Source organism: Flavobacterium sp. (assembly GCF_031423415.1).
Lineage (GTDB): Bacteria > Bacteroidota > Bacteroidia > Flavobacteriales > Flavobacteriaceae > Flavobacterium.
The window spans coordinates 19608-42197 of sequence record NZ_JANPFL010000002.1 but is presented as its reverse complement, the minus strand read 5'-3'; the positions used below and the strand labels follow the sequence as shown (position 1 = coordinate 42197).

The window sequence follows — 22590 nt, the reverse complement described above, 5'->3', positions numbered from 1 at the left end:
CGTTTCAAGTAAAATCAAAAGCGATGCTAAAACATTTGCTAAGGGTAATCCTGAAAAAGAATTAAAATATTTGGATTCCATTGGAAAGGAAAATGTGTTCAATCTTGGGTTTACCAATTTTACTTTCAACGAAGTAAAAGACAAGCAAATCAATAAAGGTCTTGACTTAGAGGGAGGTATCAACGTGATATTGCAAATTTCAGTTAAAGATGTTTTGAAAGGATTAGCTAATAATTCTAAAAATCCAGTTTTTAATAAATCCCTAGCCGATGCAACTGCAAATATGCAGGGAAATAAATCATACATCGACAAGTTTTTTGAAGCTTTTGAGGCTAACTCGAAAGGAACGGTAAAATTGGCTTCTCCTGATATTTTCGCAAACAGAACTTTGCAAGGAGAAATCGATTTTAAAATGACCGATAGTGAGGCTCAAAAAGTAATCAGACGAAAAGTAGATGAATCTGTAGATAGTGCTTTTGGAGTATTAAGAAAACGTATAGACAAATTTGGTGTTACTCAACCGAACATTCAAAAATTAGGCGAAACTGGAAGAATTCTTGTAGAACTTCCTGGTGCAAAAGACGTTGATAGAATTAAAAAGTTATTACAAAGTACGGCTCAATTGGAGTTTTGGGAAACCTATAAAATTGAAGAAATTGGTAATTTCTTGATGGCTGCAAATGAGGCATTGAAGAAAACTGAAATCAAAACTACCGAAGTTAAAACGGTGGCCAAAGATACATTGAGTGCTTTATTAACTGACAAAAAAGATTCAGTTGATGCTAAAAAAGGGAATAATCCAATTCTGGATAAAATTATTCAACAAGGTGGCGGACCAGTTTTGGGTATGTTTGCACCTAAAGATACTGCAGCTGTTGGAGGTTATCTAAGAAGAGCTGACATCAGAGCTTTATTGGCACCAGACCAGTTTTATGCTAAATTTGTTTGGGGGAAACCAACAACGCTTACTGATGCAAAAGGAAAAGTTATTGATGCGGTAGAACTGTATGCATTAAAAGGTAACAGAGACAATGTTGCATCAATGGGTGGAGGAGTTGTTACCGACGCTAAAGATACTTTTGATCAATCAGGAAAACCAGCAGTTTCGATGCAAATGAATGGTCAAGGAGCAAAAGCTTGGGAAGAATTGACAGGTAGAGCTTATACGCAAAAAAGTAGTATTGCTATTGTTTTGGACAATATTGTTTATTCGGCTCCAGGTGTTTCTAGTGGACCAATTTCAGGTGGAAGATCAGAAATTTCGGGAAATTTTGAAATTGCAGAAACAAAAGATTTAGCTAATGTACTAAGAGCTGGTAAACTTCCCGCCGCTGCAGACATCATCCAATCTGATGTTGTAGGTCCATCATTGGGTCAAGAAGCAATAGATAATGGAACGAATTCAGCACTTTTAGGATTGCTATTAGTATCACTGTGGATGATGGTGTATTACGGAAGAGCTGGTTGGTATGCTAATATTGCATTGGCGGTAAACTTATTATTCTTATTTGGAATCTTAGCCAGTTTAGGTGCTGTACTTACACTTCCGGGTATTGCTGGTATCGTGTTGACAATGGGAACTGCGGTAGATGCGAATATCATTATCTATGAAAGAGCAAAAGAAGAATTACGTTCGGGTAAAACATTAGATGAAGCCGTTATAGCCTCGTACAGTTGGAAAGGAGCAATGCGTTCTATTGTAGATGCGAATGTTACTCACATCTTAACGGGTGCCGTATTGTTTATTTTTGGTTCAGGACCGATCAAAGGTTTTGCAACTACATTATTAATAGGTATAATAACCTCTTTGTTTACATCTATCTTTATTGCTAGAATCTTCATTGACAGAAGAATTTTACAAGGTGGGAAATTATCATTTGTTACTAATTTTTCTAAAAACTTCTTTACCAACTTCCATTTTGATTTCCTTAAAATCAAAAAATGGACGTATGCTTTTTCAGCAATTGTAACTATTGTAAGTATTTATTCATTAGCTACAAATGGTTTAGATCAAGGAGTTGACTTTGTTGGAGGTAGAACTTTCCAAATCCGATTTGAAAAACCGGTAGAAGTTGAAGGAATAAAAGCAGAATTAGTTAAAGTTTTTGACGGAAGTGCCGAGGTTAAAATTATTGGTAATAACAATCAATTAAAAATAACTACAAAATACAAAGTTGCAGAACACGGAAGTGAGGCAGACGAAGAAGTTAACAAATTATTATATGATAATTTGAAAAAACATTATTCTGCTGGATTGACTTATGATAAATTTGTAAATGCTTATGAAGGTAAACAATTGGGTATTTTACAAGCTTCTAAAGTGGGACCAACAGTGGCTGAGGATATTAAAAACAACGCTTATTGGGCAGTTCTTGGAGCCATGCTTATTGTAGGATTGTATTTGGTTATCAGTTTTAGAAAATGGCAGTATAGTTTGGGTGCGATTGCAGCGGTAGTTCACGACGTAATATTTGTATTGGGAATTTATTCATTGTGCTATAAATTTATGCCCTTCGGAATGGAGATTGATCAGCACTTTATTGCAGCGATTCTGACCGTTATTGGATATTCAATGAATGATACTGTAATTGTATTTGACAGGGTTCGTGAATTTTTAGGAGGTAAAAAAGCCAAAGGAAATTTCAATAGTATCGTAAATCAATCTATTAATAGTACAATGTCAAGAACCATCAATACTTCATTAACTATGATTTTGGTATTATTGATTATGTTTGTTTTTGGTGGAGATTCAATTAGAGGATTTATTTTTGCAATGCTTATTGGTATTATTGTAGGAACGTATTCTTCGTTATTCATTGCAACTCCAGTTTTGTGTGATACAATGTCAGAAGAGGAGCATTTAAGAATCGAAATAGAACACAATACTTAGAATAAAAGTTTTATAATTATTGAAAAGACTCGAGTAAAATTCGAGTCTTTTTTTTGATATAAATATTTTGCGATGTCGTCACTACAGGAAAAGTGTTTAAAATATATAGTACTTATTGTAGTTTCGATAGCTGTAGCAGTCTATCAGAGCTTTGATGTCGAGTCATGCAGCTACTACTAATTTTCTAGGACAACCTATTAATAATATTAACTTTGTTTTTTACCAACGCTAAGTATTGCCGAAGTGTTGTTCAGTTTGTTGATAGTTTTTTTTAGACAAAACCAAATACTTCCTTTAACGGGGGATATTATAAAAAAACACCCCCAAATAGTGTCTAACTTTTTGGGGGTATTCTATTATATAACGATTTTGTTGCTATATTTTTTTTACTAAATTAGATGTGAACAGGTTTTTCTGCAGTAAAAACAAAATACAACCCTATTAATATAAAAGGAATACTGAGCCATTGTCCGGTAGATAAGAGGCCTAAAGCACTTTCGAAGCCACCTTGACTTTCTTTTACATATTCCACAATAAAACGAACTGACCACAAAAGTACAAGAAAAAGACCAAATAAAAACCCTGATTTTTCTCTTGCGTCGGTTTTCCAATACAAGAAAAAGAGTATGGCGAAAACAAAAATATAACAAACGGCTTCATACAATTGTGCAGGGTGTTTAGCAGGAACTTGAAGTAATAAATCAGCAAACTGTGGGTTGGTTGCTATGGCATTGTAAGCCTCATTTGGCGATGCTAATTGTGTTGAATTCACCGCTTCTCGCGCAGTAAACTGATCCCGTACAAATCGAATTCCAAAAGGAGAATTAGTTACGTTTCCAACAATTTCTGAATTGAAAAAGTTGCCTAAGCGGACGAATATCGCTCCACTTGCCACAGCAATAACAATTCTATCTAAAATCCACATTTGAGGTCTTCTCAAAATGTTTTTACTAAAAAAGTACATTGTGATTATTATTGAAATAGCTGCTCCATGGCTTGCCAAACCTTGATAACCTGTGAATTCCCAGCCATTTATGAAGTGAAAAAGTGTTCCTTCGGGATTTTCTCTAATGGGTAAAAGAATTTCAACTAAATGATTGCGATAATATTCCCAATCGTAGAAGAAAACATGACCCAAACGAGCTCCAGCCAATGTAGCCAAAACGATCCAAATAAATAAGGAGTCTAATTTTTCCAACGATTCGTAGTCACGTTCAAATATTTTTTTCATTATGAACCAACCCAATCCAAAAGCGATTACAAACATCAGACTATAAAAGCGAATTACAAAAAAACCTAAATCAATTCCTTCTGACGGATTCCAAATTATATTTAATGCTTGTGTCATATACTGTTTTTTATAGATTGTAAAAATATATATTTAAAGAAGAGTATGTCTTTATAAAAAGTTAATGTTTGTGAGAGCTTTTGTTTTTAGACTCAATGCTTTGAATTGATTGTGATGAGGACGGCACAGGGTCATAGTCCGTTTTTCCCCAAGGGTGACAACTCATTATCCTTTTTATTCCTAAATAACCACCATAAAATAACCCATGCTTTTGTAAAGCCTCAATCATATAACTCGAACAAGTAGGCTCAAATCTACAAGTGGAGGGCGTAAATGGAGAAATCGCAGTTTGGTAAATCCGAACCAAAAAGACAAAAGGAAATATAAGGGTTTTCTTTAACATACTTTATCAGAGTGTTCAGTGTTCAGTCTATGAGTGTTCAGTCTATGAGTGTTCAGTTTATGAGTGACTAGTGTTCAGTTGCATAGTGTTCAGTTAATAAGTGTTTAGATACTATTATATAAAATTTTTAGTAATCTGTCTACAACCTGTTCCCGAAGCTTCGGGACTAAATTCTGCAATCTGATTACTGATAAATGTAACTGACCACTAAAAAACTGACCACTGACCACTAAATTATTGGATACTAAAAGTAGTTCCTTCTTTTCCGTCTTTCAACTGAATTCCTAAAGCAATCAATTGATTTCTTATTTGATCTGACATTGCAAAATTTTTGTTGGCTCTAGCCTCATTTCGCATACCTATTAACATATTGACTACACCTTCTAGTTTTTCGTTGTTGTTTTCAACACCTTTTTCGTCTTTAAGTCCCAAAACATCAAAGATAAAAGTACTTATCGAATGGCTGAATAATTTTAAATCTTCGGCAGTCAAGCTGGCAGAATTATCATTTAACAAATTGATGTACCGAATTCCTTCAAATAAATTAGCAATTAGAATTGGAGTATTAAAATCGTCATTCATTGCGTCATAACAATTTTGATTCCAATCGGTTACTGAGAAAGAGGAAGTCGTGTTGGGCTGAATGGTTGCCATCAATTTTACACCTTCAAGCAATCTGTTTAATCCTTTTTCACTGGCTACCATGGCTTCGTTCGAAATATCCAAAACACTGCGGTAATGCGCTTGCAAAAAGCAAAATCGAACCACGTTGGGTTGAAATTTCTTTTCAAAAAAAGTATTTTCGCCCGAAAGCAATTCCATTGGTAAAATATAATTTCCAGTCGATTTACTCATTCGTAAACCGTTCATCGTAAGCATATTGGTATGCATCCAAATATTTACTGGTGTAGTTCCGTTACACGCTTTTCCTTGAGCCACTTCGCATTCATGATGAGGGAATTTCAAGTCCATTCCGCCTCCGTGAATATCAAAATGTTCTCCTAAATATTTGGTGCTCATTGCGGTACATTCCAAATGCCAACCTGGAAAACCTTCGCCCCAAGGAGAATTCCAACGCATTATGTGTGCAGGAGAAGCATTTTTCCACAAGGCAAAATCTTGCGGATTTTTCTTTTCGTTTTGACCGTCTAAATCTCTAGTGTTGGCAAATAATTCATCAATATTTCGGTTACTTAATTCACCATAATTTAATCCTTTTTTGTTGTATTCATAAACATCAAAATAGACAGAACCCTCAGTTTCATATGCAAAACCATCGGAAATTAGTTTTTGAATGAGTTCTATTTGTTCAATAATATGTCCCGTTGCTGTAGGCTCAATTGTGGGAGCTAAAAAATTAAATTTTTCTAAAACCTGATGAAAATCGACTGTGTATTTTTGGACCACTTCCATCGGCTCCAATTTTTCTAGCCGAGATTGTTTTACAAAACGGTCATTTTCTACATTTCCGTCATCGGTCAAATGTCCAGCATCGGTAATATTTCTAACATAACGTGTTTTGTAACCCAAATGCAAAAAATACCTGAAAATTACATCAAAAGACATAAAAGTTCTCACATTTCCAAGATGGACATTGCTGTAAACCGTAGGTCCACAAACATACATTCCAACATTTCCTTCGTGAATGGGCACAAAATTTTCTTTTTCTCCCGAAAGCGTATTGTATATTTTTAAATTTTGGGATTTGTATAGAGGCATTCTTGCGTGATTTGTGATTTGCTGTAAAAACAATAAACTTTTAAAACTTCGTTTCTAGCTTTATATATTCTAAAAGTTCTCTGCGAGTTTGTTCTTCTTTAAATTTACCCCCAAATTCAGAGGTTACCGTGCTGCTTTCGATGTCTTTTATTCCTCTTGAATTGACGCAAAGGTGTTTGGCATCAATAATACACGCCACGTCTTGAGTACCTAAAGCAATTTGAAGTTCTTGTACAATTTGCATCGTTAAGCGTTCTTGAACCTGAGGTCTTTTCGAATAAAACTCAACTATTCTGTTTATTTTTGATAGTCCAACAACCCTTCCGTTTGAGATGTAACCAACATGCGCTCTTCCTATTATGGGAAGTAAATGGTGTTCACAAGTAGAGTATAGGGTTATGTTTTTTTCGACTAGCATTTCTCCATACTTGTAGCCGTTTTCAAATGTCGAGGCTTTGGGTTTTCGGGAAGGATTTAGACCCCCAAAAATTTCCTTTACAAACATTTTGGCTACTCGATTGGGAGTTCCTTTTAAGCTATCGTCTGTCAAATCCATTCCGAGTGTAAGCAAAATATTTTCGACATCTTTTTTTATTCTTTCGATTTTTTCATCGTCCGATATATCAAAAGCGTCTTCTCTTACTGGGTTTTTTGCTGATGAACTAATATGATTGTTTCCTATTTCGTCCTGAAATTCTTCGTTGTTTATCATTAAAAGTTACAATTATTGTAAAATAAATTAGGGAGTAAAGATAATTAATTAAAGCTAAAAAATTTCTATAGCTTTTAATAATTAATTCTGATAAATTGTGTTCAATTTTGAAAATGAAATTATGAGTTTTCTTATTTTGAATTATAGACTTTAATGGCTTCTTTTAAGATTTGTACAGCACGAATTAAATCTTCTTTTTTCAATACATAAGCAATTCGAACTTGATTCAAACCTACTCCTGGAGTCGAATAAAATCCCGCTGCAGGAGCTACCATTACGGTTTCTCCATCTAAATTATAGCTTTCAAGTAGCCATTGTGCAAAATCATCGGTATTATCTACAGGCAGTTGCGCAATGCAATAAAAAGCCGCTTTTGGAGTGGTCACGATTACACCTTCAATTTTATTTAACTCAGTAATTAACGCGTCTCTTCGTTCTCTGTATTCAGAAATTACTTCGTCAAAATAACTTTGAGGAGTATCAATTGCAGCTTCGCAGGCGATTTGTTCAATTGTTGGAGGGCATAAACGAGCCTGAGCAAATTTCATTGAGGCACCAATAACTTCTCTATTTTTAGTAACCATACAGCCAATTCGAGCACCACACATGCTGTATCTTTTGGAAACAGAATCAATCATAATGACGTTTTGTTCAATTCCTTTTAGGTTCATAACCGAAAAGTGTTTGTCTCTGTCGTCGTATATAAATTCGCGATACACTTCGTCGGCAATTAGAAATAAGTCGTGTTTTTTAACCAATTCTCCTAATTGATTAATTTCTGATTCGGAATACAAATACCCAGTTGGATTATTTGGATTACAGATTAAAATCGCTTTGGTTTTTGGAGTAATCGTTTTTTCAAATTCTGCAATCGTTGGCAAGGTAAAACCGCTTTCGATGTTAGAAATCACAGGTACAACTCTTGCGCTTGATTCTGCTGAAAAAGCACTGTAATTGGCATAAAATGGTTCTGGAATAATGACTTCGTCCTCCGGATCCATAATGCTGCCAAGCGCAAATAATAATGCCTCAGAACCACCTGTAGTAATCATTATATCTTCAAACGAAACTCTTACATTTTGACTGGTGTAGAATGAAGCTAGTTTTTTTCTGTAACTTTCATAACCTGCTGAAGGACCATATTCTATAATATCTAAATCAATATTTTTTATGGCTTCAATGGCTTTTTCTGGACTTTTTATATCGGGTTGACCAATGTTTAAATGATATACTTTATGACCTTTTAGTTTGGCCAAGTCAGCAAATGGAGCCAACTTTCGAATTGGCGATTCGGGCATTTTTCGACCTCTAATTGAAATGCTAGGCATGTTTGTGAAAATTTGGTGCAAATTTGCGATTTTTTTTTCGAAATAAATCGATTCGATTCTGTTTATTTGTTAATAAAAGACCTTTAATATTCAATATTTTACTATTTTTATGAAAATATATTAGGATGAGACTACTATTCATTTTTTGTTTTTTTACTATTTCTACTTTACCGGTTTTTGGACAGGATGAATTTCAGTTTGAAAATGGAACCGATAAAGTAATTATCCCTTTCAAAATTATCAATAATTTAATATTTATTCCCATAAAAGTTAATAAGGTTGAATTGTACTTTCTCTTAGATTCTGGTGTTGAAGAAACCATTCTTTTTAGTATGGAAGATAAGAAAGAGGTAAGTTTTTTTAATGTTGAAAAGATATCTTTGAGAGGTTTGGGAAGTGAAACATCCATAGAAGGGTTAAAATCTAAAAATAACACTTTAGAAATTAAGGATCTAAAATCTGAAAATCACTTATTGTATATTGTTTTAGATCAAAGTTTTAACTTATCATCACACATTGGAATTCCTGTAAATGGTATTATTGGTTATAATTTTTTAAAATCGAATCTAGTTGAAATTAACTATGACAGAAAACGAATTACGGTATATAAAGATAATGAAAAGAATAGAAAACGAATAGTAAACAAATATCAAATGGTTCCCATAACTATCGAAAAATCAAAACCATATGTACTAGGTACTGCTAGTATCGATTCTTCCGAGATTTCGACGAAATTATTAATTGATATCGGCAATAGTGATGCCCTTTGGCTTTTTGAAAATAAAGATAAGTCAATAAAAATTCCGGCAAAAAATTTTGAAGATTATTTAGGAAAAGGGTTTAGTGGAGATGTTGAGGGAAGAAGAGCTCAAATTAAAAAATTTACTTTTTCAAAATTTGCATTTAGTAATCCGATAGTAGCTTTTCCTGATTCGACTTCTATAAAAAATGTTAGAATGGTAAAAGATCGCGCTGGTTCAATAGGTGCCGAAATTTTAAAAAGATTCAATTTAGTTTTTGACTATCCAAACCAACAATTATTTATAAAGAAAAACAGCCACTATAAAACACCTTTTTATTATAATAAAAGCGGCATCGAAGTTCAACACGATGGTTTGCAATGGGTTCAAGAGACGGTTAGTCTTGAAACTGTTCCAATTATAATAGGGAATGCTGTTGATAATAGAGGTAACAATTCAAATAATAATTTTAAATATAAATTTGTTTTAAAGCCAATTTACATAATTGCAAATGTTCGAAAGAATTCACCTGCGTCCGTCAGTGGACTGCAAAAAGGAGATGTAATTGTTAGCATTAATCAAAAACCTGGTTATGAATTCACTTTAGAAAAAATAAATTCAGTATTGAAATCTGAAGAGGAAAATTGGATAACTTTTGAAGTTGAACGTGAAAGCCAAATTCTAAAGTTTAAATTTCAATTGCTGAATGTATTATAAAACAAAACGCTTCTTAAAATTAATTACAAAGCGTCTTTACGAATTTTTATAGGTTTTAATCAGCAATAACATCGCCCTTAATTTTCAAAGGAATTCTGCCACCTTCATAATTTACGGCGTTTGATTCTACGGTAATAGTTTTTCGTATTGGACCAGGTATCATGCTGTATTTTACTTCAATTTTTCCAGTTTTCCCTGGCATTACAGGGTCGTTAGGTTTTGAAGGTATCGTAAAACCTGGAGTTGAAAGCACATTGCTAATAATTAAAGGGGCATCTCCAGTGTTTGTAAATTCAAAATAACGAACACCATTATCATTTTTTTTAGCGGTAGTTCCATAATCTATAGTATTGTCTTTTGCCTTAAATTCAATTTTAGGACCTTGGGCAAAACCGAAACTACTCATCAATACCATTGCTATTAAAGTGGCTCTATTTTTCATTTTGATTTTTTTTTAAATTCTGTTCAGTAAAATTACCTTTTTTAATTAAGCGTACAATTATTTATTTCTCTTTTTATACTGTACTTAATTATTTACTTTTGTTCCCTCTTTTAATTACAAATATCAGACCAAAGTATAATTTTGGTTTTAACAGTTGCTTTTTTATGACAATTCCTGCACAATTTGACGCAAAGACTATTGAAAATAAGTGGTATGACTACTGGATGAAGAACAATTATTTCCATTCGGAACCCGACCACAGAACGCCATATACCATTGTAATTCCTCCGCCAAACGTGACTGGAGTTTTACACATGGGACATATGATGAACAATACTATTCAAGATGTTTTGATAAGAAGAGCGCGGTTGAAGGGTTTCAATGCTTGCTGGGTTCCTGGAACAGACCACGCTTCGATTGCTACTGAAGCTAAAGTGGTAGCGAAACTAAAATCCGAAGGAATCAATAAATCCGATTTAAGTCGTGAAGAATTCCTAAAACACGCATACGATTGGACTGACAAATATGGAGGAACAATCTTAGAACAATTGAAACAATTAGGTTGTTCTTGCGATTGGGATAGAACCAAATTCACAATGGATCCTGATATGTCGGCATCGGTAATTAAATCTTTTGTTGATTTGTATAACAAAGGCTTGATTTATCGTGGTTATCGAATGGTCAATTGGGATCCAGAAGCCAAAACTACTTTGTCGGATGAAGAGGTGATTTATGAAGAGCGTCAAGGGAAATTATATTTTTTGAAATATAAAATTGTAGATTCGACAGAATTTGTTGTTGTTGCAACAACAAGACCTGAAACCATTTTTGGTGATACGGGTTTGTGTTTTCATCCCGATGACGAACGCTACCAACATTTGAAAGGGAAGAAAGCTATTGTGCCTATTTGTAATCGTGAAATTCCAGTTGTTTTTGACGATTATATTGATATGGAGTTTGGAACAGGAAGTCTGAAAGTGACTCCTGCTCACGATATCAACGACAAAAATATTGGAGAAAAATTCAATCTTGAAATTATTGATGTTTTTAACGATGATGGTACATTAAATAGTTTTGGATTGCATTATCAAGGCAAAGATCGTTTTGTAGTTCGTGATGAAATTGCCAATGAATTAGGAGCAATTGGAGCTTTGGCAAAAACTGAAGTCTACTTAAACAAAGTTGGAACTTCGGAACGAACCAAAGCGGTAATCGAACCTCGTTTGTCCGATCAATGGTTCTTGAAAATGGAAGATTTGGTAAAACCAGCAATTAAATCCGTTTTGGTGGATGGAGAAATCAAATTGCATCCAACTCGTTTTAATAATACCTATGCGCATTGGTTAAACAATATTCGTGATTGGAATATTTCCCGTCAATTGTGGTGGGGACAACAAATTCCTGCCTATTTCTACGGAGACGGAAAAGAAGATTTCGTCGTTGCAGAGAATATTGACGAAGCGTTGGCTTTAGCCAAAGAAAAAACTTCTAACTTACAACTTCTAACCTCTGACCTTCGTCAAGACGTTGATGCTCTCGATACTTGGTTCTCCTCTTGGTTGTGGCCAATGTCGGTTTTTGGCGGCATTATAGATCCTGAAAACGAAGATTTCAAATACTATTATCCAACGAATGATTTGGTAACTGGTCCCGATATTTTGTTTTTCTGGGTAGCTAGAATGATTATTGCGGGTTATGAATATACAGGCAAAAAACCATTTACAAATGTTTATTTAACAGGCTTAGTTCGCGACAAACAAAGACGAAAGATGTCGAAATCGTTAGGAAATTCGCCCGAACCGTTGGAATTAATTGAAAAATTTGGTGCCGATGGCGTTCGTGTTGGACTGCTTTTGAGTGCTTCTGCCGGAAACGACATTATGTTTGATGAAGAATTATGCAACCAAGGAAAAGGATTTACCAATAAAATCTGGAATGCTTTTAAATTGATTAAAGGTTGGGAAGTTTCGGATTCAATTCCGCAACCAGAATCTTCGAAAGTAGCGATAGAATGGTACGAAGCGAAGTTGCAACAAACTCTTTTGGAAATCGAAGACAATTTCGAAAAATACAGAATTTCCGATGCTTTAATGGGCATTTACAAATTGGTTTGGGACGATTTCTGTTCTTGGTTTCTCGAAATGATAAAACCAGCCTACCAACAACCGATTGACAGTTTGACATTGGCGAAAGCCATAGGAATGCTAGAAAATAATATGAAATTGTTGCATCCGTTTATGCCGTTTTTGACAGAGGAGATATGGCAATTACTGGCTGAAAGAACGCCAGATGAAGCGTTAATCGTTTCGACTTGGCCAGAAATGAAACCTTTCGACGCAAAATTGATAACCGATTTCGAAAATACAATTGACGTGATTTCAGGAATCAGAACCATTCGTAAAGACAAGAATATTCCGTTTAAGGATGCGATTGAATTAAAAGCGATTAACAACGATGCTGCTTCGACATATTTTGATGCGGTTGTGACCAAATTAGGAAACATCATATCATTAGAATATGTATCGGATAAAGTGGATGGAGCATTGTCTTTCCGAGTAAAATCGAATGAATATTTTATCCCGATTATTGGAAATATTGATGTTGCGGCTGAAATTGAAAAACTAAACACCGAGTTAATTTACACTCAAGGATTCTTGAAATCGGTTCAAAACAAATTGTCTAACGAGAAATTTGTAAACGGTGCACCAGAAAAAGTTTTGGCAAACGAAAGACAAAAAGAAGCCGATGCATTGGCTAAAATTGAAACCATCGAACAGAGTTTGGCTGGGTTGAAATAGGTTTTTATTCAATTTTTAAAATAAGAAACACCATCACAAAATAGTATTGAAATGGTGTTTTGGCTATAATATTAATGTTTGATGCTCTGCCGGTAGTCGGGAGCAAAAAGATCGCTAGATAAGGAATCAGTTATTGCCACGATAAGATTGGGTAACCTCCATTTGTATTTGGGATTTTATCTTGTTTCCAAGCATTTGGTAAAATGTTCTTATTTAGGTCATTTACAAAAGAAATTGTTAACATAAAGTTTTGTTCTTTGCTAATTCCTCTAATAAGGCCACTTTTAGAATCTAAAGTTATCGAACTATTTAAGTAATAACAATTATCAACCTCATTCCAAGAATAGTCGTATCCCTTAGCAATCGGGTTATTGTATTCTGAGGGCATTGAAATTTTACCTGTATTATAAGAGTTGTGTACACTACCTTTAATTTGAGTTCCGATAATGCCTGCAGCTGAACTAGGCGCAGAAATTTCTCCCCTATTATAACAATTAAATACATCACTCTTAACACCTAAACTAGCGTATCCATTAGACACTCCGATTATACCTCCTGCAGAAGCTGTAGTTGCCATAACTGTACCAATATTATAGCATTGGTTTACAACACAATCATATTTATCTCCTACTATGCCTCCAACCTTTGCACTGCCTTTTATGTTTCCTTTATTAAAACAACGATTTATTTGGCTATTACTATCTACACTTCCTATTATACCACCAACATATTTATTTCCGACAATGCTTCCGTTAAAGGAACAGCTATTTAAAATGTCACCACTATTGATATCACTATTTCCTCCTCCAATTATACCACCAACAAAATCAATTCCTCTAATGATTCCATCATAGGAACAGTTTTCTATTTTGGAGTTTGCTCCAATTTTTCCAGCAATACCTCCTACGTAATTAATCCCTTCGATATTGCCATTGATAATACTTAAATTCTTTACTGAAGTAGTGAAGCCCATACATCCAAAAAGCCCAGAAAGCTCAAGATTGTTGGTTGTTTTAATTTTTAAATTAGATATTTTTTTAAAATTCCCATCGAGATTACCTAAAAAGGTCAATACAGGAACTTTTCCAATTGGAATAAATGGAATATTTTTCAAATTAAGATCACTCATAATTTTGAAATATTTATTTGCAAAACGTTTCAAGGTATAATCTGCAGAGTATGGGTCGGTAGAAGATTCGTTTACTGCTTTTGATAAATAAACAAGATGTTCCGGAATTTCAATTTGATATGGATCACTTATGGTGCCAATTCCTTTTGTCCATATTTTGGGCACAATGGTTGTTGCTGCAGGTGAAGCTCTTTTTGCTGTTGCTATAGGTGAAGGAATTATTGTTGTTGGTGCATCGAGAAGAATTTCAGTATTATCACAAGAAAATAGTATTGCTATCAGAAGGAAGTTGCAAAAGAATCGGTAGTACATAAATTTAAATATTGAATAATGATAAATAAGGTAAAGGTAAACTAGTTATTGAATATTTTACTTGTGTAAACTATAATAATCTGAATAATATTCAAATGTACATAATTCTGTGACGGCGAATTTTTCGAAATTTAAAAATAAAAAAAATGAGATACTTTCTAAATTATTACGGGAACAAAATTGGTCTAGATTACAATTAGAATTTAGCTGTAAATCCTAAATAAAAGCTTCTTCCCACTGCGGGAATAATACCTGGTCCAGGATATTCATCCGTTCTACGAGTGAAATAAGACTTGTCTGTTAGATTGTTGACTCCTAATTTGATGGCGTAATTGTTAACTTTGTAACTAGCACTCCAGTCTAAAACCGTATACGAAGGAATATAACCAGCGACAGGATCTTCGCTAGTTATAACATTAGACGCGTCGCCAAAAGCATCGCCAACATAATTGTACTGTAAAGTGGTTGATAATTTACTTGTACTAAAAATTAAACCGATACGGTTGATCGTTTTGGCAGCAGCTTCGACTCTATTTCCTTTAAATTCTCCGTTAGTGTATCTCGCATCGATATAAGCAAAGGAATTGAACAAGCTTAAACCATAATTAGATTTCCAATTATAGTATTTTAAGATATTAAACTCAATATAACTTTCGATTCCTTGGTGCACACTATTGGCTATATTTTTTCTAAGAGAATAGTAATCGCCTGTAATGGGATTAGTGACTAATGTTATTCCAATGCGATTGTTGTACCCCAGATAAAATAATCCTAAATCAAAATTAAGATAGTTCTTGATGGTACCTCGGTAGCCCAAATCACTATTAAAACCTTCTGAGTCTCTTAGGTTAGGATCTGTTTTTGAACTAGTTCCAAAAGGTTCTAACTGGCTGTAATCTATCGGGCGATAGGCTTGAGAAATATTGGCATAAACACTCGTGTTTTTTCCGGGTTTTAATTCTAGACCAATTCCACCTAAAGCAAAAGTTCTGTTTCTGATTTCATCTGTTAGTTGTATATCGCCTTCCACTTCTTTGTGTCCTTTGGCAGTACTTCTCAAATATTCAAAGCGAAAACCCGGAGTAACAGTGAAATTTCTGGAGATTTTAAAAATATTTTCTACAAACGGAGCTAGATTTGTGGTGCTAAAATCTAAATTGTATCCCCAATCTCCTGAAATGGACAAGTCAAAATCATTATTTGTTGTTCCTTCTCCGCCGCCTTGACGCTTAAACCAAGCATAACTGTGACGGATTCCACCTGCTAAAGTTGATTTTTGATTTCCCACAGTATAATTTTGGGAATACCGTATTTCGGTTGTGATGTTGTTGATCTTTTCTGTGCCTACTTCTCGAGGTACATATTCATCGGTTATAGGGTCTATGTCATCTGTGGCCACAGCTCCACCATCTTCATTTCTCCAAACCAACGAACGACTGCTGAATAAATAGGTAGATTTAACACTCAAAGTACTGTTTTCTGCAGGCTTGTAATTTGCGTATGTTGAAATTATATTCCAAGGACTTTTTAGCCAGTTTCTTGCTCGGGTTGAGGTTTTTGGATTTGCAGAAAATAAACTATCAGTCAATCCGCCAGGCATTTTTATTTTATTGCGAAGCAGGGAATATTCAATACCAAAATTTAATTTTTCTGATGGATTGTACTGTAGTTTTCCAAATCCGGAAGCTTGAGTTTGCTCACTGTTTGGTCTGTATCCTGCCAAAGTACGGTATTGTAAAAAGCTGTAATAACTCCATTTCTTATGATTACCACCAACAGAATTGAAGGAATTAAACAAGCCGTAACTTCCAATAGTTTGCGCAGTTATAAATTCAAAAGGCTTATTTTTTGGCGCATCTTTAGTAACATAATTGACTAAACCTCCAAACTGTGATCCAAATTGTAAAGACGCTGCACCTCTAACAAATTCGATACGACTTACAGACTCCATCGGCGGCAGATAATATGCTTCATTATAACCATAAATATCTCCACTAATATTGTATCCGTTTTGACGGGTATTCATTTCTACACTTTGAGAAGGATTAAGGCCACGTGTTGCTATCCCGTTGGCAGTAAACCCGCTGCTTTCTGTTTCTACAATATTTAGACCTGGAATTCTTCCCAGTATTTGTCGGGTATTATTAACGGCTTTATTGGCATCGAGACTATCAATGAGAATGATTTCACTTTTCTTACCGGCATAAATAATTCCGTCTTTGCTTTCTGGCAAATGGCCAATACCATTAACGGTTTTAAATCCTTTAACTATTACTTCTTTCAATGAGTTTTGCAAATTCACTTGTGCGTTGATGCTTTGTACTCCAATAATAGCGAGTAGGGTAATCAATATTTTATTGAAATTCATATTGGTTTTTTTGATAGAATAATAATTATTTTCGGTAATGATCAGTAAGCGTTCTAAGAAATGCTTCCAGTTGTAGTTCTTCTTCTGCGGTCATTTTTAGATCGCCTAACTCATCTGTATTTACGTTTTTAAGCACTTCGGGAGGAGCAAATTCGCTAGGTTTGAGATCCCGAACATTATAAAAATGAATGACATCTTTTAAGGTTTTAAAAGAGCCGTTATGAAAATAGGGAGCTGAAACGGCGATGTTTCGCAGCGTAGGCACCCGGAATTTTCCATTGTGTTCCGGTTTTGAAACTATAGCACCAATTCCTAAATCCATAAAATTAGATCCCGCAGGATTTACGGCTGCAGATTGGTTGTAAAAAGGATTTTTTTCATTTCTGGGCACTCCAATATTGTCGTAGGTAAAATCAGTAAATAAAATTTTCCCTGTTCTTTCGTCCGGCTCTAAAACGTGGCATTGCGCACATTTTCCTTTACCTTGAAAAACCGCTAAGCCTTTCTTTTCATCATCTGTAAATTTGATTAACTGTTTATTGAAATAATCAAATTTTGATGTAAAAGAATTCACTTCTTTAGATGTTTCAAAAGCGACTAAAGCATCAGCAATGAAAGACATTTGTTCTTCGTCAGTTTTAGCTAGACCGTATTCCTTTTCGATTTCCGAAAAGTAAGCCGCTTTTCTTATCTTGGATACAACATTTGCTATGTTTCCATTATTCATCTCTAACCCTCCAATAAACGGATGAATGATTTGTTCTTTCAGGTTTAGAGATCGACCATTGAGAAAAAGGCCTCCAATAAAAGTTTCATCTGTAGTATTGTAAGAACGTTCAGGAGAAAATACATTGTATGCTAAATTCGGGGAATTGATGCTGGTAAATGCGCCGGATACTGCGCCTTCCGAAATATCTCTGTGCAAAGGATCGCTAAAACCGGTTTCAGGTGCGTGACAGGACGCACAAGACTGACCAATGGGATTTGATAGGTTTTTATCAAAGAAAATTAATTTTCCGATTACAGTTTTATTGTTTACAGCCGGAATATATTCTGAATCATCGGTACAACTTGAAAGCAATATTAGTGAAAGAAAGCAAATTAAAAAGTATTTCTTATTCATTTATTTAGATTTAATATAAATAACTATGCAAATATAAAAACCATTTTCGAATCCGCAAATCTTATTTAGACTAAATCTTAATAATATTTATTAAGATTTTATTAAGAGATGCTTTTCAGTAGTTTAAAACAAAAAAAATCTTGCTTTTTTAGGGCAAGATTCTGATAATAAGTAAAAAAATATTTTCAATCGGTTTTCTTCATCGAATAACGTATTGAAGTTGGTTTGCCTTGTTCAATTCCAGAAACTTCTATGAAGATTCTGTCTTTTGCAATGCGTTTGTACACAATTTTTCTTGGATACTCATTCTTTGGATTTTCAAAAACCAATTGTTTTTCAATTTCGATATTGTGGTTGAAAGTTACTGGTTTGTCGTTGTTTTGCCCTTTAATGGTCGAAATGTACAACAGATTTTCTCCTTTTTGTTTCAACTCGATTTTTTCAGAATGCAAGGTGTCTTTTTCTTTTATAAAGTAGCTTTCTCCAATATAAATACTGTCATTTGCTTTTTTCCAAATTTCTAATAGATTGCCCTCGTCAGACTTGTTTTCCCATTGTCCTAACAACCATTCTTTGCCTACTATTTTAGAAACTTCTTTCGATTTTTGACAAGAAGCTAATAGTAGAAGCAACGTGATACTATAAATTGCGTTTTTCATAAGTTGGATAATTTGAATGTGATCTTAAGATTTCAAAAATACAATAAATGAGGTCAGCGATACCGCAGATTTATCAAAAAAAACAATGAATAAATCAAATCTAGTAGAATCAAACGAAAAATCATATGCTGATGTTTGCAGAGTTATTCAACTGTAAGGATTTAGAATACATAAAAAAACATTCGAAAGAAACGAACTAAAGTTTGATAGATTGGCTTCGCTGTCCGTTTTTTTTAAGAACAAAAACTTCGAAATATATTTTAAAAACAATACTATCTTTGTCAGTCAAAATGCGATTATGTCACATCACCATTTCATCCTTCACAAACCATACGGCTATCTAAGTCAATTTATTTATGAGTTGAAGCGAAAGAAAAATCTTTTAGGAGAATTACACGATTTTCCATTCGGAACAATGGCTATCGGTCGCCTTGACGAAGATTCTGAAGGGTTACTTTTGTTGACCACTGACGGCAAAATGAGTGAAATGGTCCGAAGCACAAAAGTGGACAAAGAATATTATGTTCAAGTTGATGGAATCATTACGCAAGAGGCCATCGAGAAAATAAAAAAGGGAGTTGAAATTGGTTTCAATGGCACAAAATATAACACAAAACCTTGTGAGTCTTTCATAATTGATGAAATTCCAGTTTTTGGCGCAAGAGGAAAAAAAATACGAGATGAACGTCACGGACTAACATCTTGGGCTTCTATTACGGTTAATGAAGGCAAGTTCCGTCAAATTCGTAAAATGACTGCTGCAGTTGGTTTTCCTACTTTGAGATTGATACGTGTTCGAATCGGAAACGTACATTTAAATGATTTACAAGCTGGAGAAGTGAAAGAAGTTGGTGCTTTTTTTCCAATCCCTAGCTCGCAACTTCTAATTTCTTAATTTTAACTTCTAACTTCTAACTTCTAACTTCTAACTTCTAACTTCTAACTTCTAACCTTTCTATGTTAAACGTAGTCCTAATTGAGCCTGAAATACCTAATAACACCGGAAACATTGGTCGATTGTGTGTAGGTACCGAAAGCCGATTGCATCTGATTCATCCTTTTGGATTTGTAATAAATGATAAAAACCTGAAGCGGTCGGGTTTGGATTATTGGGTACATCTAGATGTAACCGAATATCAAAATATTGAGGAATGGATTAGTCAAATTCCAAACAAATCTCGAGTTTTTTTGATGAGTTCTCATTCCAAAAAATCCATTTATGAAGCCGATTTTCAAGATGGTGATTGGTTGGTTTTTGGTAAAGAAAGCGTCGGTTTGAGTCCCGAAGTTATGGCTAGATTCGACAATCACTTAACGATTCCAATGTCAAATTTAATTCGAAGTTTTAATGTTGCGAATTCCGTCGCGTTTGTGGTTGGCGAGGCAAAGAGACAGATTTTATTTGGCAGGTAACATTGTTCAACTAACTACTAAAACAGAATGTTAGTAAACCCTTCAATGGTAACTTGTTTATTGCAACCATTTTTTGAAATCATAAAAATTTTGCGGTGAAACTCCATGACCAATTGGGTATTCTTTATAAGTTGTGTTGATTCCCAAATTCTCCAAAAAAGGTTTTGCTTTTCGTCCCCATTCCACGGGAATTACTTGGTCAACGGTTCCGTGAGAAGTGAAAATTTTAAGATTCGAAAATGTATTTTTTAAATAGTTTTCTTCTAAAATATCTTGATTAATATAACCACTCATCGCCACCACTCTCTGCACTTTTTCTGGATGCGAAAGTGCTACAGCATAACTCAAAATCGTACCTTGACTAAAGCCAATTAAGGTCACATTTGTAGCATCAATGGCATAATTTGCAACTATTTCGTCGATGAATTTTGCAATCAATTCTCTAGAAGTCTTGGCTTCTTCATTATCAGAAAACTTTTTTTCGTCTGCATCAAAGTTGATGGCGTACCAAGCATAACTCCCGTATTGCATTGTATATGGAGCACGTACTGAAACGATATAATATTCGCCCGGAAGTTCCGCTGCAAAGGAAAATAAATCTTCTTCGTTGCTGCCATAACCGTGAATAAGGAGTAAAAGCGGATTTTTGTCTAGCTTTGTTTTGGGTTCTCTTACGAGATATTCTAGTGATAGATTCATAAAAAGTGTTCAGTTTATAGTAATCGGTTTTGCCTTCTGAAATGCTACACCAGTTCGCTATCGCTCGGGTCATAAATCGTTAATCAGCTCCCCAAGCTTCGGGACTAAAATCAAGAAATTGATGCAAACCATTTTTGGAAATAATTTCCCAATAGCGGAACTGGTTTTGTTTGTCCATTGATAGCGTTAAAAATGCCGAAAGTCCATAAAACAGATACAAAAACCCACATCGATGCTGAAATCATTGGACTATCAAAATTACTGATGATCAATCCCAATGAAATAAAAGTAATAGACAAACCCAACGCTTGGCGAATGTGGAAAGAGGCAAAGGAATTTTTTTCCTCTCCAGTGTTCATTGACATCGCAATCAAAACTCCAATGATTAATATGTAGCTTGTTATAGCTGCGGTTTTTCCTTTTTCGATGTTGTTACGTTCCATTTTTTGATTTAACCACAAAGGTCGCTAAGTTTTTTACACGAAGTTCACAAAGTGTTTATTTAGATAATTATTTATTAGTGTTCTTTGTGCCTTCTTCGTGCACTTGGTGTTTAAATTTTATCCTAAAACCAATTTTCCCTGATTGAAAATTCCATATACTTTCCCTTGTATTTCCGTTCCCAAAAAAGCGGAGTTCTTAGATTTTGACAAGATATTTTCAGCAGTAAAAATGCGTTGCCCTTCAGGATTGAACAAACTGATGTTGGCGGTTTTTCCTTCAGCAATGGTTTGTGATTCTCCCGAAATTTCGGGACAAAAAGTAGCTTTTCCGGCAGTCAATTTTTCGATTACTTTTTCCAAAGGTAAAACAGTCAACAGCGCACCAAATGCACTTTCTAAACCAATGGTCCCATCTTTTGCCAAATCAAATTCCATTTTTTTGTGTTCAATGTCAATTGGATTATGGTCGGTTGTAATCATATCAATCGTATTGTCCAGAATTCCATTCAGTAAGGCTTGTCTATCGGTTTCTGTTCTTAATGGTGGAGAAACCTTGCATCTGGTGTCAAAATTTTCCAGTTTCTCATCGGTTAAAACTAAATGATGTACTGCAACGCTGCAAGTAATGTTCAATCCTTTAGCTTTAGCTTCTTTAATTAATTCTACTGATTTTGCAGTTGAAATGGTTGGAATATGTAGTTTTCCACCGGTATATTCCAATAAAAATAAGTTTCTGGCGATTTGCAATTCTTCGGCAAGATTAGGAATTCCTTTCAATCCCAATCGTGTAGAAACTGCGCCTTCATTCGCAACTCCATTTCCTTTGATGTTTGAATCTTGGGCGAAAGCAATGACCAAACCATCAAAATCCTGAACGTATTGCAAGGCTATTTTTAGCAAATTAGCGTTATCCAAACTCTTGTTGTAATCTCCAAAAGCAATTGCACCCGCATTTTTCATATCGAATAATTCCGCCATATCTTTTCCTTCGCTTGCTTTGGTCAAAGCACCAATCGGGAATAGTTCTGTTGCAAAACCATTGGCTTTGCTTTTTACAAAATTAATCTGTGATTGATTGTCGATAATCGGGTTGGAGTTGGGTTGCAAGGCAATCGCTGTGAAGCCACTTTTTGCTGCAACATTCAATCCGTTTGCTATGTTTTCGCAGTCTTCAAAACCAGGTTCTCCAAGAGAAACACTACTGTCAAACCAACCTTGGGAAATATGTAAATTGTCCAGTTTTACTTCGTGGAAATTATCTGTATTTGGAAGTGAAGTTCCTATTTTTTGGATAATGCCTTCAACAATTAAAACATCAACGGTTTGATTGTGAAAAGGACTTTCTGCGTCAATAATTTTGGCTTCCCGGATGATTGTGTTCATAATAATTATATAATTATTTGAATT

Annotated in this window: 18 protein-coding genes; 5 read left to right on the top strand and 13 right to left on the bottom strand. The window is 34.6% G+C overall.

Annotation, left to right across the window (positions count from 1 at the left end; all coding sequences use genetic code 11):
* Positions 1 to 2890, top strand: a 2890-nt coding sequence (secDF, locus tag RMO83_RS00515; protein ID WP_310557712.1) for a protein translocase subunit SecDF, incomplete at its 5' end; no start/stop codon positions are given.
* A gap of 394 nt (positions 2891 to 3284) precedes the next feature.
* Here secDF and lgt read toward each other — a convergent pair.
* The 5 genes from lgt to RMO83_RS00490 all read right to left on the bottom strand — a co-directional run bounded on the left by lgt (position 3285) and on the right by RMO83_RS00490 (position 8340).
* A complete protein-coding gene (lgt, locus tag RMO83_RS00510) occupies positions 3285 to 4238 on the bottom strand; it encodes a prolipoprotein diacylglyceryl transferase (protein ID WP_310557711.1) in 954 nt (317 codons plus the stop codon).
* Positions 4239 to 4299: 61 nt separating this feature from the next.
* Positions 4300 to 4581: a membrane protein insertion efficiency factor YidD gene (gene yidD, locus RMO83_RS00505; RefSeq protein WP_310557710.1), complete on the bottom strand. Its 282-nt coding sequence runs from the start codon at positions 4579 to 4581 to the stop codon at positions 4300 to 4302.
* A 234-nt stretch (positions 4582 to 4815) separates the two neighbouring features.
* A complete protein-coding gene (gene cysS, locus RMO83_RS00500) occupies positions 4816 to 6300 on the bottom strand; it encodes a cysteine--tRNA ligase (RefSeq protein WP_310557709.1) in 1485 nt (494 codons plus the stop codon).
* A gap of 40 nt (positions 6301 to 6340) precedes the next feature.
* Positions 6341 to 7012, bottom strand: coding sequence for a GTP cyclohydrolase I FolE (gene folE / locus RMO83_RS00495; protein ID WP_310557708.1), 672 nt, complete (start codon positions 7010 to 7012; stop codon positions 6341 to 6343).
* 131 nt (positions 7013 to 7143) lie between these two features.
* Positions 7144 to 8340: a pyridoxal phosphate-dependent aminotransferase gene (locus RMO83_RS00490; protein ID WP_310557707.1), complete on the bottom strand. Its 1197-nt coding sequence runs from the start codon at positions 8338 to 8340 to the stop codon at positions 7144 to 7146.
* A 125-nt stretch (positions 8341 to 8465) separates the two neighbouring features.
* On the opposite strand from RMO83_RS00490, the gene RMO83_RS00485 reads away from it, so the two are divergent.
* Positions 8466 to 9797: a PDZ domain-containing protein gene (locus RMO83_RS00485; RefSeq protein ID WP_310557706.1), complete on the top strand. Its 1332-nt coding sequence runs from the start codon at positions 8466 to 8468 to the stop codon at positions 9795 to 9797.
* Between the two features lie 55 nt (positions 9798 to 9852).
* Here the strand turns inward: RMO83_RS00485 and RMO83_RS00480 are convergent, their stop codons facing one another.
* The gene (locus tag RMO83_RS00480) at positions 9853 to 10239 is read right to left on the bottom strand and encodes a DUF1573 domain-containing protein (RefSeq protein ID WP_310557705.1); all 387 of its coding nucleotides are present in this window, start codon (positions 10237 to 10239) and stop codon (positions 9853 to 9855) included.
* Positions 10240 to 10403: 164 nt separating this feature from the next.
* On the opposite strand from RMO83_RS00480, the gene RMO83_RS00475 reads away from it, so the two are divergent.
* Entirely contained in the window at positions 10404 to 13037 is a 2634-nt protein-coding gene (locus RMO83_RS00475) for a valine--tRNA ligase (RefSeq protein WP_310557704.1), read from the top strand.
* A gap of 130 nt (positions 13038 to 13167) precedes the next feature.
* On the opposite strand, the gene RMO83_RS00470 is transcribed toward RMO83_RS00475, so the two are convergent.
* The 4 genes from RMO83_RS00470 to RMO83_RS00455 all read right to left on the bottom strand — a co-directional run bounded on the left by RMO83_RS00470 (position 13168) and on the right by RMO83_RS00455 (position 18628).
* The gene (locus RMO83_RS00470) at positions 13168 to 14478 is read right to left on the bottom strand and encodes a hypothetical protein (protein WP_310557703.1); all 1311 of its coding nucleotides are present in this window, start codon (positions 14476 to 14478) and stop codon (positions 13168 to 13170) included.
* 196 nt (positions 14479 to 14674) lie between these two features.
* Complete coding sequence (locus RMO83_RS00465) at positions 14675 to 16846, bottom strand: TonB-dependent receptor domain-containing protein (protein WP_310557702.1); 2172 nt, start codon at positions 16844 to 16846, stop codon at positions 14675 to 14677.
* A gap of 25 nt (positions 16847 to 16871) precedes the next feature.
* Entirely contained in the window at positions 16872 to 17969 is a 1098-nt protein-coding gene (locus tag RMO83_RS00460) for a cytochrome c peroxidase (protein WP_310557701.1), read from the bottom strand.
* A gap of 185 nt (positions 17970 to 18154) precedes the next feature.
* Positions 18155 to 18628 carry a DUF6265 family protein gene (locus RMO83_RS00455; protein WP_310557700.1) on the bottom strand — a complete coding sequence of 158 codons (474 nt, stop codon included), beginning with the start codon at positions 18626 to 18628 and terminating at the stop codon, positions 18155 to 18157.
* A gap of 298 nt (positions 18629 to 18926) precedes the next feature.
* On the opposite strand from RMO83_RS00455, the gene RMO83_RS00450 reads away from it, so the two are divergent.
* Together RMO83_RS00450 and RMO83_RS00445 are read left to right on the top strand one after the other, a co-directional pair.
* A complete protein-coding gene (locus RMO83_RS00450; protein WP_310557699.1) occupies positions 18927 to 19523 on the top strand; it encodes a pseudouridine synthase in 597 nt (198 codons plus the stop codon).
* Between the two features lie 62 nt (positions 19524 to 19585).
* Positions 19586 to 20041, top strand: coding sequence for a tRNA (cytidine(34)-2'-O)-methyltransferase (locus RMO83_RS00445; protein ID WP_310557698.1), 456 nt, complete (start codon positions 19586 to 19588; stop codon positions 20039 to 20041).
* Positions 20042 to 20098: 57 nt separating this feature from the next.
* On the opposite strand, the gene RMO83_RS00440 is transcribed toward RMO83_RS00445, so the two are convergent.
* The 3 genes from RMO83_RS00440 to RMO83_RS00430 all read right to left on the bottom strand — a co-directional run bounded on the left by RMO83_RS00440 (position 20099) and on the right by RMO83_RS00430 (position 22566).
* Entirely contained in the window at positions 20099 to 20740 is a 642-nt protein-coding gene (locus RMO83_RS00440; protein ID WP_310557697.1) for an alpha/beta fold hydrolase, read from the bottom strand.
* Positions 20741 to 20850: 110 nt separating this feature from the next.
* Positions 20851 to 21183: a hypothetical protein gene (locus RMO83_RS00435; RefSeq protein WP_310557696.1), complete on the bottom strand. Its 333-nt coding sequence runs from the start codon at positions 21181 to 21183 to the stop codon at positions 20851 to 20853.
* A gap of 117 nt (positions 21184 to 21300) precedes the next feature.
* The gene (locus tag RMO83_RS00430) at positions 21301 to 22566 is read right to left on the bottom strand and encodes a dihydroorotase (RefSeq protein ID WP_310557695.1); all 1266 of its coding nucleotides are present in this window, start codon (positions 22564 to 22566) and stop codon (positions 21301 to 21303) included.
* Between the last annotated feature and the right edge of the window lie 24 nt (positions 22567 to 22590).